We start from the raw sequence: 15065 nt of genomic DNA, 5'->3' as shown, positions 1-15065 counted from the left end.
GGAAAAAAACCTACGCTCATTCGGATGCCAAATGGTGATTTTGACAAACGCGTGCTGGAAATCGCGAATCGCATGGGTTATACCGTCATCCAATGGGATACGGACTCAAAAGATTGGACCAATCCGGGGACTGATGTGATCATCAATAATGTATTATCGAAAGCTCATCCAGGAGACATCATCCTGATGCACGCGAGCGATTCTGCGAAAGATACACATCTTGCCCTCCCTGTGATCATTGACCAACTTCGCAAGGATGGCTATGAATTCGTTACGGTATCTGAACTTATTTCGGGTACAAGTGTAGACAGCAAAGAAATTCACTAAAACAAAAAAGCTGACCTTCATTGGGTCAGCTTTCTCTTTTTACCAGACGATGCAATTGCATGACTTGCCAGACGTTACAAAACAATAGTGGAACGAGCATGGACAGAGTGGCACGCACATTATCTTCCTTCAATGCTGGAATCCATTCCAATGCCGTAACGACAAACATAAAGAACGTCGTCGGTATCCATGCAGATTTATTTGTCAGACTCACTTTTCCATATGCGGTAACAATAGCGACAATCAATAATAGCGTTGGCTCAATAAAGTACGTACCAAATCCTTTTCCTTCACTGAAGGACGTATAGCGAAGATAAATCATATCGAAAAAGACAAACAAAATAAGAAATACTTGGACGCTTTTCCACAGGGAAGCCGTTTTAAATATCGTTTTAGCGAAATAATTAATTGTCATATACGCAAAAAAACCCATCTGAGCCACAATACTAATGGTCATTCCGTACAGTAGATACATGAACAAGCCGACAAAAAAGTTACCGGTGCTTCCCACGAGCAACTTGTCCATATCAAAAATAAGGGCAACCAGGATCCCACCTAATCCCCCAAGCAAGAGCGTGGTAATAAAAAGCCAGCCATACTTACGCAAACTCACCAAATATTCCCTCCCATCACACATCGAATATGATTGTACCAATGGATACAAGAAAATACTAGCGTAAGAACAAAACAAAATGCACACGTTACTTGTAGGCAGAGTAAAGAAGGAGGTGTCCACCCCATGAGAAAAAAGACGATGTCTTTTTGGTTAACCGCTCTTGTCTGTCTGGTGCTCACCAGTTGCGGGGGTGGCGGACAAGCGCAAAGTTCGTCTCAGCCTGATTATAAAAGCGTCAAAGACATGGTGCTGGACATATTGCAGACGGACGAAGCGAAGCAATCTGTAGGTAAAATGATGAAGGATGACAAGTTCAAACAAAGTCTGATGCTGGACGAGTCGACAGTGCGGACAACTTTGATTCAAAGCATGACGAATCCCAATAGCACGCACATCAAAGAAGCGTTTAAAGACCCTAAGTTTGCAAGCGCTATGGCGAAATCCATGAAAAACGAACAAAAAACGTTAATGAAGGACCTGATGAAGGACCCTGAATACCAAAAAGAGCTTATAAGCGTAATGAAAGACCCTGAGTTTGAGAAAAATTTGATGGACCTGATGAAAAGCTCTGCTTATCGACAACAAACCATGCAAGTGATGAAGGAATCCTTGCAAAGTCCTTTATTCCAGGCTGAACTCATGAAGATCATGACCAAAGTATCCGAGGACATGACCAAACCAAAGGAACTGAAGCCGAAGAAAAAAGGAAAGGGAAAAGAAGGTGGAGGAGGATCCGGCGGCGGTGGTGGCGGCAACCCTTCTTCCTAAAAAGCAAAGGTGAGCTCTATTGCAGAGCCCACCTTTTTCATCTTCTTGGATATTATTGTTTGACAGCTTCCCCGCATTTTTCTATGACGCGTTTGGCCATATCGATGTAAAGCTGACCAATTTCCGTCTTTTCTCCATAGATGGATGGGGAATAATCAGGTTCAGACGGATGATTATCCGGTTGGCCCAGCGGAATTTGAGCGAGCAACTCACATGTCAATGTCTCAGCAAGCTTAGCTCCTCCACCACGCCCGAATACGTACTCTTTCGAACCATCCTTTGCTTCGTACCACGCCATGTTTTCCACAATACCGAGGATTTCATGACCGGTTCGCTTTGCCATTGCGCCTGCGCGAGCTGCTACAAACGCTGCAGTAGCATGCGGAGTCGTTACCACAATCTCCATGCTTTGCGGAATCATGGTGTGCACGTCGAGGGCCATATCCCCCGTTCCTGGAGGCAAGTCCAGCAAGAGGTAGTCCAATTCTTCGCCCCAGTGTACTTCCGTGAAAAAGTTACGAAGCATTTTACCCAACATAGGGCCACGCCAAATGATCGGAGAGTTGTCCTCCACAAAAAAGCCCATGGACATAACCTTTACGTTTTGCTTTTCAACAGGCAGAATGGTTTCACCAATCACGGTTGGACGTTGTTCAATATTCATCATATCGGGCACACTAAAGCCATAAATGTCTGCGTCGATAATGCCCACTTTTTTTCCTAAACGCGCGAGCGCAACGGCCAGGTTCACTGTCACCGTCGATTTTCCAACGCCACCTTTTCCGGAAGTGACCGCGATAAAGGTCGTATTCGAATCCTTCGCCAAGATCGGGTTCAAGAGGGGAGCCTGTCCCGGTGTCATGTTATGTGTTTGTCCACCTTGGCTCTTGCGAAGCTGGGCAGACAGAGCCGCACGTTCCTCGTCTGTCATCGAACCGAATTGCAGACGTACTTCTTCGGCTCCTAGCGCTTTCACGGCTGCGATAACATCGTCCTCGATCTTGGCTTTGAGTGGACAGCCCGAAATCGTCAGAACGACCGTGAGGCTTACTGTCTTGCCTTCAATATGGATATCCCGAATCATGTTGAGCTCGACCAAGCTACGATTAATTTCAGGGTCTTTTACATCGCGTAGTGCTTCGAGAACCTGTTCTCTGGTCAACATTCTGGTTCACCTCATCTATGATCTTTTCAAACATTTTCATGCTGGTATAACGACAGCGTATGCGCGTTCATTATAGCATATTCGGGCAGTTGGGACACGACCACCGCCCTCTTAAGGTGTAATTGGCGCTTTTTCTCCTGAGTACTGACGCAAGATCCCCTGATAAATGGCATTCGCCATAGCCTTTTGGTATTCAACGCTCTGAAGTCGCTTTGCCTCCTCCGTATTGCTGACAAAGCCTACTTCTACCAAAACGGCCGGGCAGTTAACCTCCCGAATCAGGAACACATTGTTCGTCTTACTCGGTACCCGCTCTGTATGACCGATCACCCGTTTGATCTCATCTTGTATCAAATAAGAAACTTCTGCGCTCTTTTTGAAGCTAGGAGAATAAAAAGTCTGTGCTCCCGACCATTTCGGAGAAGGGATGGAATTAACGTGTATACTGACCAAAAAATCCGGTGTACTATCATTGACCAGCCTTACTCGGTTTCGAATATCCTCAGATTTTCGTTTGCGTGCCTGCGCCGCATCTGGACTCGCCAAATCCTTATCTTCCTCCCTCGTCATAACTACAAACGCTCCTGACTGCTGAAGGAAATCCCGCAAGTACATGCTAATGGCCAAAGTCACTTCTTTCTCAACCACATCCCCGGCTTTGGAAACGGCACCGCCGTCTATTCCCCCATGCCCAGGGTCAATGGCTATGACCGTTCCCGTCAATGGCAGCGACCATGCCTGCCAGGAAGAGCGATCAGGCGCTTCGTAGGTGAACAACAGCATAAGTACCGCAAAAGCCAATATCCAGCCTACTCCTTTTCGTGTCACAGTGTATCGTCCCCTTTGTCCCATTCTCGTTCCATCATATGGACAAACATGGACAAATATACCCGTTTATGAAAAGGAAAAACCCCCTGCCTGCGAACAGACAAGGGGTTGTATCGAACAGCAATTAGCGCTTGGAGAACTGAGGTGCGCGACGAGCTGCTTTCAAGCCGTATTTCTTACGCTCTTTCATACGAGGGTCGCGAGTCAGGAAGCCAGCGCGTTTCAGAGCGCCGCGCAGTTCCGGATCTGCTTTCAGCAGAGCGCGAGCAACGCCGTGACGGATTGCACCAGCTTGACCAGTGGTTCCGCCGCCGTTTACGTTAACCAATACATCGTAACGACCAAGAGTTTCAGTCAAAACGAGTGGTTGTTTTACGATCAATTTCAGTGTTTCCAAACCAAAGTAAGTATCCATTTCACGCTTGTTGATCACGATGCGACCTTCACCTGGAACCAGGCGAACGCGTGCTACGGAGTGCTTACGACGACCTGTACCGTAGTATTGTACTTGTGCCACGTATATTTCCTCCCTTTACCTTAACCGCGAATTTGCCAAACTTCTGGTTTTTGTGCTGCGTGTGGATGCTCAGTTCCAGCGTATACTTTCAGCTTGGTGAACATTTGACGTCCCAGGCTGTTTTTAGGCAGCATGCCTTTTACCGCCAGTTCGAACATACGATCTGGTCTCTTGTTCAGCATTGCGCCTGCAGTGGTCTTTTTCAAACCACCTGGATACAGGGAGTGAGTGTAGTAAATTTTGTCATTCAGTTTGTTACCAGTCAATTTCACTTTGTCAGCGTTGATTACGATTACGAAATCGCCAGCGTCAACGTGAGGAGTGAATTCTGGTTTCAATTTTCCGCGCAGGATAGAAGCTACTTCGCTCGCCAGACGACCCAGCGTTTGGCCTTCAGCGTCAACGATGTACCATTTGCGCTCAACTTCGAGCGGTTTCGCCATATATGTGGTACGCATTTTTGTCCCTCCTAAATATCTTACCTAACACACTTATAACCAAAACAACCGAAACTTGCAATGGAAGATAATTGCTGTTACGGGTGAGCAACTCTTCCAGGTGTTCCATGTAATCACGATCTTGTCTTTCAATCCCGGGGCTAGAGTGGGGCTAGGCGGGGTTAAAATACCAAGGAATATCGTACTACATAGAAGCCCTATAGTCAAGTGCTGCTCGTTCGTCTAATAGTTGGAAATCAGAAAACTAGTAGACAACTTCCCACATGGTCAGACCCTTGGCTGGTGCTGTCTTACCTGCCTTTTCCCGATCGCATGCGGCGAGGATTTCCCTCAGTTCAGCAGGGTTTCTTTTTCCTTGCCCTACTTCAACCAAAGTCCCCACAATAATTCGAACCATGTTGTACAAAAAACCGTTGCCTTGGCATGTCACCCATACCTCGTCTCCGATTTTTTCCACGGTGAGCCCGTACACAGTCCGAACCTTGTCCTCGACGAAAGTCTTTGCCGAGCAAAAGGAAGTAAAATCATGTTCACCCACCAAATAATGAGCAGCCTGCTGCATCGCGTCCACATCTAACGGAAACCGGATATGGTCGGCGTAACGATGTCGAAATACATCTGCCACCTGATTATTGTCGATGCAATATCGATATTCTTTTACTTGCACGTCAAAACGCGCATGAAAAGAGGCATCGACCTCTTCGACTGTCCGAATGACAATAGAATCAGGCAACTGATTGTTCAACACAAACCGCCATTTATCCATCGGAATGTTACTCGACGTGTCAAAGTGAATCACTTGACCGCGCGCATGAACACCCGCATCTGTCCGGCCTGAACCGAAGACTTGGATATCCTCTCCGGTAACCCGATTCAAAGCGGCTTCAATTTCACCCTGGACCGTTACTTGATCTGGCTGTACCTGAAAACCGCTGAAGTCAGTCCCGTCATATGCTAATACACATCGCAGTCGCTTCATGTACGCCACCATCCAATCACAATTACCAAGATCACACTCACAACAGCTACGATTCCATCACGCCAAGTGAACGTCAGCTTATTCAGCCGTGTTCTACCCACTCCCCCGCGATAGCCACGCGCTTCCATCGCCAAAGCCAGCTCTTCAGCACGCCGAAACGCACTAACGAACAATGGAATAGCGATCGGAATCAGGTTCTTGGCTCTGCGTACGAGACTTCCACTGGTGAAATTGGCTCCTCTGGCGGTCTGCGCCTTGATGATCTTATCCGTTTCTTCCATCAGGGTCGGAATGAACCGGAGTGCAATTGACATCATCAGGGCTATATCATGAACCGGTATGCCGATCTTCCCTAGTGGTCCTAGTAAACGCTCCAAACCTTCCGTCAAATCGATTGGAGAGGTGGTCAGTGTTAGCAAGGAACTAATGAGAATCAAAAGTCCCAAGCGTAAAGAAATGAAGATCGCCTGGCGAACTCCTTGTTCTTCTACTGTAAACCATCCCCACTGAAAGTAGACCGTTCCGCCTTTCGTGATAAAAATATGCAAGACGACGGTAAATAAAATCAGGATCCAGACTGGCTTTAAGCTGTTTAATATATAGGACAATGAAAGCCTAGAAAGAAGTGCAGCATACAAGGTAAAACCAATGAGTATGGCGTACGTTATCGTATTGTTAGCCAAAAAAATCAAGGTAGCAAAAAGGATAATGAAGAGAAGCTTGCTTCGTGGATCTGCACGATGTAAAAAAGATTGCCCTGGTACGTATTGACCAATTGCGATATTCTGCAGCATGCCTAGCCCTCCTTTGGTACGGACAGTCGTTCCAGCAGATGGGCAATCAGCTCTTCCTCCCGATAAAGGGAGCTCGGCAGACTAGCCTTGTCCGGCAGCATTTGATTCATTTGCGATACGAGAGCCACCGTTTCCGGTACATCCAAAGACAGCTCTCGGAGACGATCCACTTGCATGAATACTTCCTCCGGCTTCCCTTGCAAAGCTACTTGTCCTTGTGCCATCACAAGCAAATAGTCTGCGTAGCGGGCTGCCTCTTCCATGCTGTGCGTTACCAATAGTGTCGTGAGGTTTTGTTCCCGATGAATCCGGTAGATCCCTTCCAGAATCGTTACTCGTCCCGCAGGATCAAGACCCGCAGTTGGTTCATCCAATACCAAAACCTTGGGCTGCATGGCAAGAACACCAGCCAAAGCAACACGTCGCATTTGCCCGCCACTCAAATGAAACGGCGAACGATCCTTGATCGTGGCATAATCCAAGCCGACAATTTCAAGGGACTCCTTTACGCGCGCTTCCACCATTTCCGTTGGCAAGTCAAAATTGAGCGGTCCAAAAGCAACATCCTTCGCAACCGTTTCTTCAAACAACTGATGTTCAGGATATTGAAAGACGAGCCCAATATCGCGCCTTTGAGCATGAGATAATCGCCGCTTTGGAGTAATGACCGCATCGCCCAGGGTAATCTGCCCTGTACTAGGCATCAGCAACCCGTTCAAGTGCTGAATCAGCGTTGACTTACCCGAGCCCGTGTGGCCAATAATTCCGACAAACGAACCGGATGGAATCGTCAGCGAAATATTGTGTAAGGCAACTCGTTCGAACGGTGTTCCCTTTGCGTAGATATGGCTTACTTGGTCAAAAGTAATTTGCATACGTGCTCCACCAGCTCCTCTTGATGCAGGACAAACGGTAAATCAATCCCGTTGGAATGAAGTGCGTGTCGCAGTCGAACGGCAAATGGCACATCCAGCCCCACCTGTTTCAATCGATCTACCTCATTAAACACTTCACTCGGCTTACCTTCCATCAGGACTTCACCGGCATTCATGACGATGACCTTATCCGAATAGATGGCTTCTTCCGGAAAATGGGTAATGTTAATGATCGTGAGTCCCTCGTCACGGTTCAGTTGACGAGCCAGATTCAGCACTTCCATTCTCCCTTGTGGATCAAGCATCGCTGTCGCTTCATCCAAGATGATGACAGAAGGACGCATCGCCATAATCCCCGCGATCGCCACTCGTTGCTTTTGACCTCCAGACAGACGATGTGGTTGTGCCTGTAAATAAGACTGCATCCCTACAGAAACGAGCGCCTCATCAATACGATCTCGCATCTCTTTGGGGTCCACACCCATGTTTTCTAGGCCAAAGGCGACATCATCTTCCACTGTAGCCCCAACAATCTGATTGTCCGGGTTCTGAAAGACCATGCCCACATGTCGTCGAATTTCCCAAAGCTGCTCCCCATCTTTCGTATCCATTCCACCGATAAGTACTGTGCCGCCTTCTGGAAGCAACAGGGCATTCATCAGCTTTGCCATCGTTGATTTGCCGGAACCGTTGTGACCCAGTACGGATACAAAGGAACCTTTTTGAATGGTAAGGTCAACACCTTGTAATACCGGAACCCGTTGGCCATCCTCACCATCGTAGATATAAGAAACATCTCGCAATGCCAGCAGGTTATCTTCATTCATAAGGCATTCACAACCTCCCCAGCCTTCACAGGGAACTGACTAGCAGGATTTCGATGAGAAAGGAAAAAAGGGTTGAATCAGAGTCCAGCCTATGACCAGATCTGCCCCCACCCTTTTCGCGGTAATCTACCAGGCTTAAAACCTGAGTAAACGACCAGCTTACATGTATTAAACGAATTCGATGTACGCCATTGGAGCAGCGTCGCCACGGCGAGGGCCGGTTTTCAGGATACGAGTGTATCCACCGTTGCGCTCTTTGAAGCGAGGTGCGATTTCATCGAACAGTTTTTGAACAGCATCGCGGCCTTCAGTATTCGCAACTTCTTTACGAACGAAAGCAGCAACTTGACGGCGAGCATGCAGATCGCCACGTTTCGCGAGCGTGATCATTTTTTCAGCGATTGGGCGCAGTTCTTTCGCCTTCATCTCTGTAGTTTCGATGCGCTCGTTGATGATCAGGTCTGTTACCAAGTCGCGGAACAGCGCTTTACGAGCTGAGCTACGACGACCCAATTTACGTTGTGCCATGTGGTTTACCTCCCTCTTAATCGAGAGAACAAAAGTTTGCTTCTTGGTTTGCGATTCTAGTCGTCGCTGCGCAGGGACAGGCCCAGCTCAGCTAACTTTTCTTGAACTTCTTCAAGAGATTTGCGCCCCAGATTGCGTACTTTCATCATGTCCTCTTCGGTCTTCTGCGTCAGCTCTTGCACGGTATTAATACCGGCACGCTTCAAGCAGTTGTAGGAACGAACAGAAAGGTCAAGCTCTTCGATAGTCATCTCCAAGACTTTCTCTTTCTTGTCCTCTTCCTTCTCTACCATGATTTCTGCATCCTTCGCCTCGTCAGTCAAACCGACAAACAGGTTCAGGTGCTCCGTCATGATTTTAGCGCCGAGACTTACGGCTTCTTCCGGACTGATGCTACCGTTAGTCCAAACCTCAAGTGTCAACTTATCATAGTTGGTCATTTGCCCTACACGGGTATTTTCCACTTGATAGTTAACGCGCTTGATCGGCGTGTAGATCGAATCAATCGGAATCACACCAATAGGCAGATCCTCAGATTTGTTTCCATCAGATTGAACATAACCACGACCACGTCCAGCTGTCATGCGGATATGCAGACGACCGCCATTGGCCAACGTTGCAATATGAAGATCAGGGTTTAAGACCTCCACATCACTGTCAGCACGGATATCTCCCGCTTTGACAACGCCTTCGCCTTCTGCATCGATCTCGATTACTTTTTCTTCATCGGAATGGATCTTCAGCGCCAAGCCTTTGATGTTCAGGATGATCTCGGTTACATCTTCAACGACGCCTTCAATCGTGGAGAATTCGTGAAGAACCCCATCGATTTGAACAGTACGAACTGCCGCGCCTGGCAAGGACGAAAGAAGAATTCGTCTCAGCGAGTTGCCAAGGGTAGTTCCGTATCCGCGCTCTAGAGGTTCTACAACAAACTTTCCATACGAGTTGTCGTCGCTAACTTCCACAACCTCGATTTTTGGTTTTTCTATTTCTATCATTAAACAAACCCTCCTTCAAAACGTCGAAATCCTTGGGTGGGCCGCATACGTGCCCACTCAGGAATTTCCCCGGCGGTTTACCGTTTGCGTGCATGACAAGCTATAAATCAGAATTTACCATTCTAGTATGGACATGTTCTGAACGATATAAACCAGTTACACGCGGCGACGTTTTGGTGGACGGCAACCGTTGTGCGGAATTGGCGTCACGTCTTTAATCATGTTCACTTCAAGACCAGTTGCTTGCAGGGAACGGATCGCAGCTTCACGACCAGCGCCTGGGCCTTTTACTGATACTTCAAGGGAACGCATACCGTGTTCCATAGCAACGCGTGCAGCCGCTTCAGCAGCCATTTGCGCAGCAAATGGCGTGCTTTTACGGGAGCCTTTGAAGCCGAGGGAACCAGCACTGGACCAAGAGATCGCGTTACCGTGTGGATCCGTGATAGTGACGATCGTATTGTTGAAAGTTGAGCGGATGTGTGCTACGCCGACTTCAACATTCTTACGGTCACGACGACGGGTACGAGTTGCTGTAGCTTGTTTTCTTTTCGCCATGTCAGATTACCCTCCTTTACTTCTTCTTGTTTGCTACTGTACGGCGTGGACCTTTACGCGTACGAGCATTTGTTTTAGAACGTTGACCGCGAACTGGAAGTCCACGACGATGACGGATGCCACGGAAGCAACCGATTTCCATCAGACGCTTGATGTTGAGGGAGATCTCACGACGGAGGTCACCTTCCACCTTCACAGTTTTGTCGATGTACTCACGAAGTTTGTTTACTTCGTCTTCTGTCAGATCGCGAACACGAGTGTTAGCGTCTACGCCAGTGGCGGACAGAACTTTTTGAGACGTGGGGCGGCCAATACCAAAAATGTAGGTAAGAGCAACTTCAACGCGTTTTTCGCGCGGCAAGTCTACGCCTGCAATACGTGCCATGTGTCAAAAGCACCTCCTTGTTTACCCTTGTTTTTGCTTATGCTTCGGATTTTCACAAATAACCATTACGTTACCTTTGCGACGGATAACCTTGCATTTCTCGCAGATCGGTTTAACCGAAGGTCTCACTTTCATGGTTCTTGCCTCCCTTTTCTAGGGGTTTTGCTTACTATTTATAGCGGTACGTAATACGTCCGCGGGTTAAGTCGTACGGCGACAGTTCAACAGTTACTTTATCCCCCGGCAGGATACGGATAAAGTGCATGCGGATTTTTCCAGAGACGTGAGCAAGGACTTTATGTCCATTCTCTAATTCTACTCGAAACATAGCATTTGGCAAAGGTTCGATTACCGTACCTTCCACCTCAATTACATCATCTTTTGCCATGGTAAACTCTCCTTTCTTCTGCTCTTCAGTCGGCCCATGAGTTTTGCGAAATGATCACACAACGAACTTATCGTCGACACGTTGGACGACAATCCCGAATCATTCGGAACTACCGTTTTTATATCCGTGTAAAAATCTCATAGCCATCTTCCGTAATCGCGATGGTGTGTTCAAAATGAGCACAAGTTTTCCGATCCACTGTTACTACCGTCCAATTGTCCTCCAATGTGCGGACATAACGTTCGCCGGCATTTACCATTGGCTCAATTGCCAACACCATGCCTGGTTTTAACCGCGGTCCTCGATCAGGAGGGCCGTAGTTAGGAACCTGCGGATCTTCGTGCAAGTTTTGCCCGATCCCATGCCCCACATACTCGCGAACGAGTGTGAAGTCGGCAGCTTCTGCATGAACCTGAATCGCATGAGAGATATCGGATAAGCGTCCACCCGGAATAGCTTTTTCAAGCCCCTTGTACAACGACTCTTCCGTTACTCTGAGCAGATTCTGGTTTTCTGTTGAAATCTTACCGACCGGATACGTCCAAGCGGAGTCGCCATGGTAACCCTGAAACTGGGCACCAATGTCGATACTGATAATGTCTCCTTCTTGCAACGCCCGTTTACCTGGGATCCCGTGTACGAGTTCTTCATTGACTGAAGCACAGATACTTCCTGGAAAGCCACCATAGCCTTTAAACGATGGAATTGCTCCCATGCTTCGAATAAAGGTCTCGGCAATTTCGTCTAGCTGCTTCGTCGTGACACCAGGCTTGATCGCCTTGGCCAGTTCTTGATGGGTGAGTGCGACGATACGACCAGCTTCGCGCATAACCTCAAGTTCTGCTTTCGACTTTAGGATAATCATTCGCAATTACCCTCGCAACAAAGACTTAATTTCCGCAAACACTACCTGGATATCTTGTTCTCCATCGATATCTCGCAGAAGTTCCTGTGCGGAGTAGTAGTCGATAAGTGGCTGTGTTTGAGCGATATTTACGTCAAGGCGTTGTGTTACCACTTCGATCTTGTCGTCATCACGCTGATACAGCTTACCACCATCTTTATCACATACGCCAGCCTCTTTTGGAGGATTGAACATCGTGTGATAGCTAGCACCGCAAACAGGGCAGATCCAGCGACCGGTCAGACGTTCAATCAATTGCTCGCGTTGAACGTTGATGTTAATTACATGGTCAATTTCGCGTCCCAGCTCTTTTACTGTAGCTGTCAACGCTTCCGCCTGAGGAACTGTGCGCGGAAAACCATCTAAGAGGAATCCCTTTTCGCAGTCATCCATCGAAAGGCGCTCCCGCACAATACCAATGACGACCTCGTCTGGGACGAGATGACCTTTATCCATGTAGGATTTAGCCTCTAGTCCGAGCGGCGTTTCGTTTTTGACCGCAGCTCGGAACATGTCGCCAGTCGAAATGTGCGGGATGTCAAACTCTTTTACGATACGTTCTGCCTGTGTCCCTTTACCGGCTCCAGGCAGCCCCATCAGAATTATATTCACGTCCATTCCCTCCGTCCCATCAAAAAAGCTACAGAAGCTTCTCTGTAAACATCTAAGTCATTACTTGATAAACCCTTGGTAGTGGCGTTTGATCATCTGACTTTCAATCTGCTTCATTGTATCCAAGCATACCCCAACCACGATCAACAGCGATGTACCGCCGATGTAAATGGATTGCGGCAAGTTTGCAATACTACCGAAGAAGAATGGCAAAATCGCAATCAGCATCAAGAACAAAGCGCCCGCCAATGTTAACCGGTTTAATGTACGAGTAATGAATACCTCAGTGTTTTTACCAGGTCGGATACCAGGAATGTAACCACCATTTTTTCTCATGTTTTCTGCCATTTGTACAGGGTTGATCTGTACGAATGTGTAGAAGTAGGTGAATCCGAGAATCAAGATAGCGTAAAGCGTCATTCCTAATGGTTGGTTGACTTGGAAGTTCTGATAAATCCAGTTAGCAAATCCTTGTCCGGATGCATCCACCCAGAACTGAGCAAGTGTTGACGGGAACATTACCAGCGATACCGCAAAGATAACAGGAATAACACCAGCAGAGTTGATTTTCAGCGGAATGTGGGTAGATTGACCACCGTACATTTTGCGTCCAACCACTCGTTTCGCATATTGCACTGGAATCTTACGAAGACCTTGCTGCATAAAGATAACCCCGACAATAATGGCGAGGACCACCAATAGGATAAGCAGAACTTTGACGATGCTGAAAAAGATATTTACAGATGGATCACCAAACATCGTGGTGTAAATCGTTGAAGCTGCATTAGGCAATCCAGCAACGATCCCGGCAACGATCAGGATCGAAATCCCGTTACCGATACCCTTCTCCGTAATCTGTTCCCCCATCCACATCATGAATGCGGTCCCAGCTGTCAAAGTCAACGCAATGAGTGCATAGCTACTAACCGACGTGTCGTTTAGCAATCCAGGCGCCATATTGTTGAATCCAATCGTCATCCCTACAGACTGAATCAAACCAAGGATGATGGTAGCGTAACGGGTAACGGTGGCAATCTTGCGACGGCCAACTTCCCCTTCACGAGCCCATTGCGTAAGCTTAGGCACAACATCCATGGACATCAGCTGCATGATAATCGATGCCGTAATGTACGGCATGATACCCATGGCAAAAATCGAGAAGTTTTGCAGTGCTCCACCCGAGAAGGTGTTCAACAAGCCCAGTAATTGGTTTGTGTTCTGCTGAAACAACTCGACGTTTACGTTAGGAACTGGCACGAAGCTTCCGATCCGGAAAACAACCAGCATCATGAGCGTAAAAAGGATCTTACTACGCAAGTCGCTAATCTTAAAAATGTTAGTTAAGGACGCTAACATTAGATCACCTCGGTTGTTCCACCGACTTGAGCGATCTTCTCAGCAGCAGCTCCGGAGAACTTGTGAGCTTTTACAGTCAGCTTCACAGTCAGTTCACCGTTAGCAAGAACCTTAACACCATCGCGCAGCGCACTGATAACACCAGTTTCTTTCAACAGTTCAGGTGTTACTACAGTGCCCTCTTCGAAACGGTTCAGCGCGTCCAAGCTAACAATCGCAAATTCTTTGCGGCTGATGTTAGTGAAACCACGCTTAGGCAGACGACGGTACAATGGGTTTTGACCACCCTCGAAACCAGGGCGAACACCGCCACCAGAACGAGCGTTTTGACCTTTGTGACCTTTACCAGCAGTTTTGCCAGTACCGCTACCAATACCGCGACCGATGCGCTTACGAGTGTGACGGGATCCTTCTGCAGGTTGCAGTTCATGCAATTTCATACGTTGCACCTCCTAACTAATTGAGATGATCAATTAAGCTTCTACTTCTTTCACTTCAACCAAGTGCTTCACTTTGAAAACCATTCCACGGATTGCAGCGTTATCTTCCTTCACTACAGTGGAGTTGATTTTGCGAAGACCCAGAGCTTTTACAGTGTCTTGTTGGTCAACAGTGCGACCAATCAAGCTGCGTTTGAGGGTGATTTGCAATTTTGCCATGTTCATTCCCTCCTTATTAACCCAACAACTCGTCAACAGTCTTACCGCGCAATTTCGCGACATCTTCCGCTGTTTTCAGACGGCCGAGGCCTTCCAGCGTAGCGTTGACCATGTTGATAGGATTGTTGGAACCAAGAGACTTACTCAAAATATCGCCTACACCAGCCAGTTCGAGTACGGCACGAACAGGTCCACCAGCGATAACACCTGTACCAGGGGCAGCAGGCTTGATGAGAACCTTACCTGCGCCGAATTGGCACAGTACTTGGTGCGGAACTGTTGTTCCTCTCATCGGTACACGGATCAATTTTTTCTTAGCATCGTCAATCGCTTTGCGAATGGCGTCTGGAACTTCTTGAGCTTTACCCATACCAGCACCTACGTGGCCGTTACGGTCTCCCACAACAACCAAGGCGCTGAAGCTCATACGACGTCCACCTTTAACCGTTTTTGCTACACGGTTAACTGCGACTACTTTTTCTTCGAGCTCTAATTTGCTAGGGTCGATACGCATTCCTTA

23 protein-coding genes (1 of these 23 running past the window's edge) are annotated in these 15065 nt (G+C 47.7%); 2 read left to right on the top strand and 21 right to left on the bottom strand.

The genetic code is table 11. The features are described 5' to 3' along the window. Positions 1 to 327, top strand: partial view of a polysaccharide deacetylase family sporulation protein PdaB gene (gene pdaB / locus HP399_RS01585; protein WP_173621084.1) — the final stretch only. 444 nt of this gene lie to the left of the window's left edge; only the last 327 of its 771 coding nucleotides appear in the window; its start codon lies beyond the left edge, outside the window; it ends in the stop codon at positions 325 to 327. Positions 328 to 352: 25 nt separating this feature from the next. On the opposite strand, the gene HP399_RS01580 is transcribed toward pdaB, so the two are convergent. Beyond that, entirely contained in the window at positions 353 to 940 is a 588-nt protein-coding gene (locus tag HP399_RS01580) for a KinB-signaling pathway activation protein (RefSeq protein WP_173621083.1), read from the bottom strand. A 126-nt stretch (positions 941 to 1066) separates the two neighbouring features. On the opposite strand from HP399_RS01580, the gene gerD reads away from it, so the two are divergent. After that, positions 1067 to 1711 (top strand): spore germination lipoprotein GerD, encoded by a 645-nt coding sequence (gerD, locus tag HP399_RS01575; RefSeq protein WP_173621082.1) that lies wholly within the window; start codon positions 1067 to 1069, stop codon positions 1709 to 1711. Positions 1712 to 1763: 52 nt separating this feature from the next. Here gerD and HP399_RS01570 read toward each other — a convergent pair whose 3' ends face one another. The 20 genes from HP399_RS01570 to rpsE form a co-directional block, all read right to left on the bottom strand. After that, complete coding sequence (locus tag HP399_RS01570) at positions 1764 to 2876, bottom strand: P-loop NTPase (RefSeq protein ID WP_173621081.1); 1113 nt, start codon at positions 2874 to 2876, stop codon at positions 1764 to 1766. A 111-nt stretch (positions 2877 to 2987) separates the two neighbouring features. After that, positions 2988 to 3704: an N-acetylmuramoyl-L-alanine amidase CwlD gene (cwlD, locus tag HP399_RS01565; protein WP_304502536.1), complete on the bottom strand. Its 717-nt coding sequence runs from the start codon at positions 3702 to 3704 to the stop codon at positions 2988 to 2990. A 124-nt stretch (positions 3705 to 3828) separates the two neighbouring features. Continuing rightward, positions 3829 to 4221, bottom strand: coding sequence for a 30S ribosomal protein S9 (gene rpsI, locus HP399_RS01560; RefSeq protein WP_005828788.1), 393 nt, complete (start codon positions 4219 to 4221; stop codon positions 3829 to 3831). A gap of 20 nt (positions 4222 to 4241) precedes the next feature. Further along, complete coding sequence (gene rplM, locus HP399_RS01555; protein ID WP_012684005.1) at positions 4242 to 4679, bottom strand: 50S ribosomal protein L13; 438 nt, start codon at positions 4677 to 4679, stop codon at positions 4242 to 4244. Positions 4680 to 4923: 244 nt separating this feature from the next. Beyond that, positions 4924 to 5658: a tRNA pseudouridine(38-40) synthase TruA gene (gene truA / locus HP399_RS01550; RefSeq protein WP_173621079.1), complete on the bottom strand. Its 735-nt coding sequence runs from the start codon at positions 5656 to 5658 to the stop codon at positions 4924 to 4926. Next, the gene (locus HP399_RS01545; protein ID WP_173621078.1) at positions 5655 to 6452 is read right to left on the bottom strand and encodes an energy-coupling factor transporter transmembrane component T family protein; all 798 of its coding nucleotides are present in this window, start codon (positions 6450 to 6452) and stop codon (positions 5655 to 5657) included. Before HP399_RS01545 ends, truA begins: the two co-directional genes overlap by 4 nt. Positions 6453 to 6454: 2 nt before the next feature. Then, the gene (locus HP399_RS01540; RefSeq protein ID WP_173621077.1) at positions 6455 to 7327 is read right to left on the bottom strand and encodes an energy-coupling factor transporter ATPase; all 873 of its coding nucleotides are present in this window, start codon (positions 7325 to 7327) and stop codon (positions 6455 to 6457) included. Continuing rightward, positions 7303 to 8154 (bottom strand): energy-coupling factor transporter ATPase, encoded by an 852-nt coding sequence (locus HP399_RS01535; protein ID WP_173621076.1) that lies wholly within the window; start codon positions 8152 to 8154, stop codon positions 7303 to 7305. Before HP399_RS01535 ends, HP399_RS01540 begins: the two co-directional genes overlap by 25 nt. A gap of 168 nt (positions 8155 to 8322) precedes the next feature. Continuing rightward, complete coding sequence (gene rplQ, locus HP399_RS01530) at positions 8323 to 8682, bottom strand: 50S ribosomal protein L17 (protein WP_007716290.1); 360 nt, start codon at positions 8680 to 8682, stop codon at positions 8323 to 8325. Positions 8683 to 8738: 56 nt separating this feature from the next. After that, positions 8739 to 9683, bottom strand: coding sequence for a DNA-directed RNA polymerase subunit alpha (locus tag HP399_RS01525; protein WP_017247057.1), 945 nt, complete (start codon positions 9681 to 9683; stop codon positions 8739 to 8741). 156 nt (positions 9684 to 9839) lie between these two features. Beyond that, positions 9840 to 10241, bottom strand: a complete 402-nt coding sequence (rpsK, locus tag HP399_RS01520; protein WP_005828803.1) for a 30S ribosomal protein S11 — start codon at positions 10239 to 10241, stop codon at positions 9840 to 9842. Positions 10242 to 10257: 16 nt separating this feature from the next. Continuing rightward, positions 10258 to 10626, bottom strand: a complete 369-nt coding sequence (gene rpsM / locus HP399_RS01515) for a 30S ribosomal protein S13 (protein WP_007716287.1) — start codon at positions 10624 to 10626, stop codon at positions 10258 to 10260. Between the two features lie 21 nt (positions 10627 to 10647). Beyond that, the gene (rpmJ, locus tag HP399_RS01510) at positions 10648 to 10761 is read right to left on the bottom strand and encodes a 50S ribosomal protein L36 (RefSeq protein WP_003333770.1); all 114 of its coding nucleotides are present in this window, start codon (positions 10759 to 10761) and stop codon (positions 10648 to 10650) included. A 34-nt stretch (positions 10762 to 10795) separates the two neighbouring features. Further along, complete coding sequence (gene infA / locus HP399_RS01505) at positions 10796 to 11014, bottom strand: translation initiation factor IF-1 (RefSeq protein WP_003333772.1); 219 nt, start codon at positions 11012 to 11014, stop codon at positions 10796 to 10798. 118 nt (positions 11015 to 11132) lie between these two features. Further along, the gene (map, locus tag HP399_RS01500) at positions 11133 to 11879 is read right to left on the bottom strand and encodes a type I methionyl aminopeptidase (protein ID WP_173621075.1); all 747 of its coding nucleotides are present in this window, start codon (positions 11877 to 11879) and stop codon (positions 11133 to 11135) included. A 6-nt stretch (positions 11880 to 11885) separates the two neighbouring features. Beyond that, positions 11886 to 12530 carry an adenylate kinase gene (locus HP399_RS01495; RefSeq protein ID WP_007716278.1) on the bottom strand — a complete coding sequence of 215 codons (645 nt, stop codon included), beginning with the start codon at positions 12528 to 12530 and terminating at the stop codon, positions 11886 to 11888. A gap of 60 nt (positions 12531 to 12590) precedes the next feature. After that, positions 12591 to 13886 carry a preprotein translocase subunit SecY gene (secY, locus tag HP399_RS01490; RefSeq protein WP_173621074.1) on the bottom strand — a complete coding sequence of 432 codons (1296 nt, stop codon included), beginning with the start codon at positions 13884 to 13886 and terminating at the stop codon, positions 12591 to 12593. Further along, positions 13886 to 14326, bottom strand: coding sequence for a 50S ribosomal protein L15 (gene rplO / locus HP399_RS01485; protein WP_007716272.1), 441 nt, complete (start codon positions 14324 to 14326; stop codon positions 13886 to 13888). Before rplO ends, secY begins: the two co-directional genes overlap by 1 nt. A gap of 33 nt (positions 14327 to 14359) precedes the next feature. Further along, positions 14360 to 14545 (bottom strand): 50S ribosomal protein L30, encoded by a 186-nt coding sequence (gene rpmD, locus HP399_RS01480; protein WP_007716270.1) that lies wholly within the window; start codon positions 14543 to 14545, stop codon positions 14360 to 14362. 16 nt (positions 14546 to 14561) lie between these two features. After that, on the bottom strand, positions 14562 to 15059 hold the full coding sequence (gene rpsE / locus HP399_RS01475; RefSeq protein WP_007716268.1) for a 30S ribosomal protein S5: 498 nt from the start codon (positions 15057 to 15059) through the stop codon (positions 14562 to 14564). Positions 15060 to 15065: the final 6 nt, after the last annotated feature.

This window comes from Brevibacillus sp. DP1.3A (assembly GCF_013284245.2).
Classification (GTDB): domain Bacteria; phylum Bacillota; class Bacilli; order Brevibacillales; family Brevibacillaceae; genus Brevibacillus.
The sequence above is the reverse complement of the archived record's forward strand: the minus strand, read 5'-3'. Positions and strand labels throughout refer to the sequence as shown.

Coding starts and splice junctions, on each gene's coding strand:
- gerD (WP_173621082.1), top strand. CDS start 1,067: ATGAGAAAAAAGACGATGTCTTTTTGGTTAACCGCTCTTGTCTGTCTG.
- HP399_RS01570 (WP_173621081.1), bottom strand. CDS start 2,876: ATGTTGACCAGAGAACAGGTTCTCGAAGCACTACGCGATGTAAAAGAC.
- rplM (WP_012684005.1), bottom strand. CDS start 4,679: ATGCGTACCACATATATGGCGAAACCGCTCGAAGTTGAGCGCAAATGG.
- truA (WP_173621079.1), bottom strand. CDS start 5,658: ATGAAGCGACTGCGATGTGTATTAGCATATGACGGGACTGACTTCAGC.
- HP399_RS01545 (WP_173621078.1), bottom strand. CDS start 6,452: ATGCTGCAGAATATCGCAATTGGTCAATACGTACCAGGGCAATCTTTT.
- HP399_RS01540 (WP_173621077.1), bottom strand. CDS start 7,327: ATGCAAATTACTTTTGACCAAGTAAGCCATATCTACGCAAAGGGAACA.
- HP399_RS01535 (WP_173621076.1), bottom strand. CDS start 8,154: ATGAATGAAGATAACCTGCTGGCATTGCGAGATGTTTCTTATATCTAC.
- rplQ (WP_007716290.1), bottom strand. CDS start 8,682: ATGGCACAACGTAAATTGGGTCGTCGTAGCTCAGCTCGTAAAGCGCTG.
- HP399_RS01525 (WP_017247057.1), bottom strand. CDS start 9,683: ATGATAGAAATAGAAAAACCAAAAATCGAGGTTGTGGAAGTTAGCGAC.
- rpsK (WP_005828803.1), bottom strand. CDS start 10,241: ATGGCGAAAAGAAAACAAGCTACAGCAACTCGTACCCGTCGTCGTGAC.
- rpsM (WP_007716287.1), bottom strand. CDS start 10,626: ATGGCACGTATTGCAGGCGTAGACTTGCCGCGCGAAAAACGCGTTGAA.
- rpmJ (WP_003333770.1), bottom strand. CDS start 10,761: ATGAAAGTGAGACCTTCGGTTAAACCGATCTGCGAGAAATGCAAGGTT.
- infA (WP_003333772.1), bottom strand. CDS start 11,014: ATGGCAAAAGATGATGTAATTGAGGTGGAAGGTACGGTAATCGAACCT.
- map (WP_173621075.1), bottom strand. CDS start 11,879: ATGATTATCCTAAAGTCGAAAGCAGAACTTGAGGTTATGCGCGAAGCT.
- secY (WP_173621074.1), bottom strand. CDS start 13,886: ATGTTAGCGTCCTTAACTAACATTTTTAAGATTAGCGACTTGCGTAGT.
- rplO (WP_007716272.1), bottom strand. CDS start 14,326: ATGAAATTGCATGAACTGCAACCTGCAGAAGGATCCCGTCACACTCGT.
- rpmD (WP_007716270.1), bottom strand. CDS start 14,545: ATGGCAAAATTGCAAATCACCCTCAAACGCAGCTTGATTGGTCGCACT.
- rpsE (WP_007716268.1), bottom strand. CDS start 15,059: ATGCGTATCGACCCTAGCAAATTAGAGCTCGAAGAAAAAGTAGTCGCA.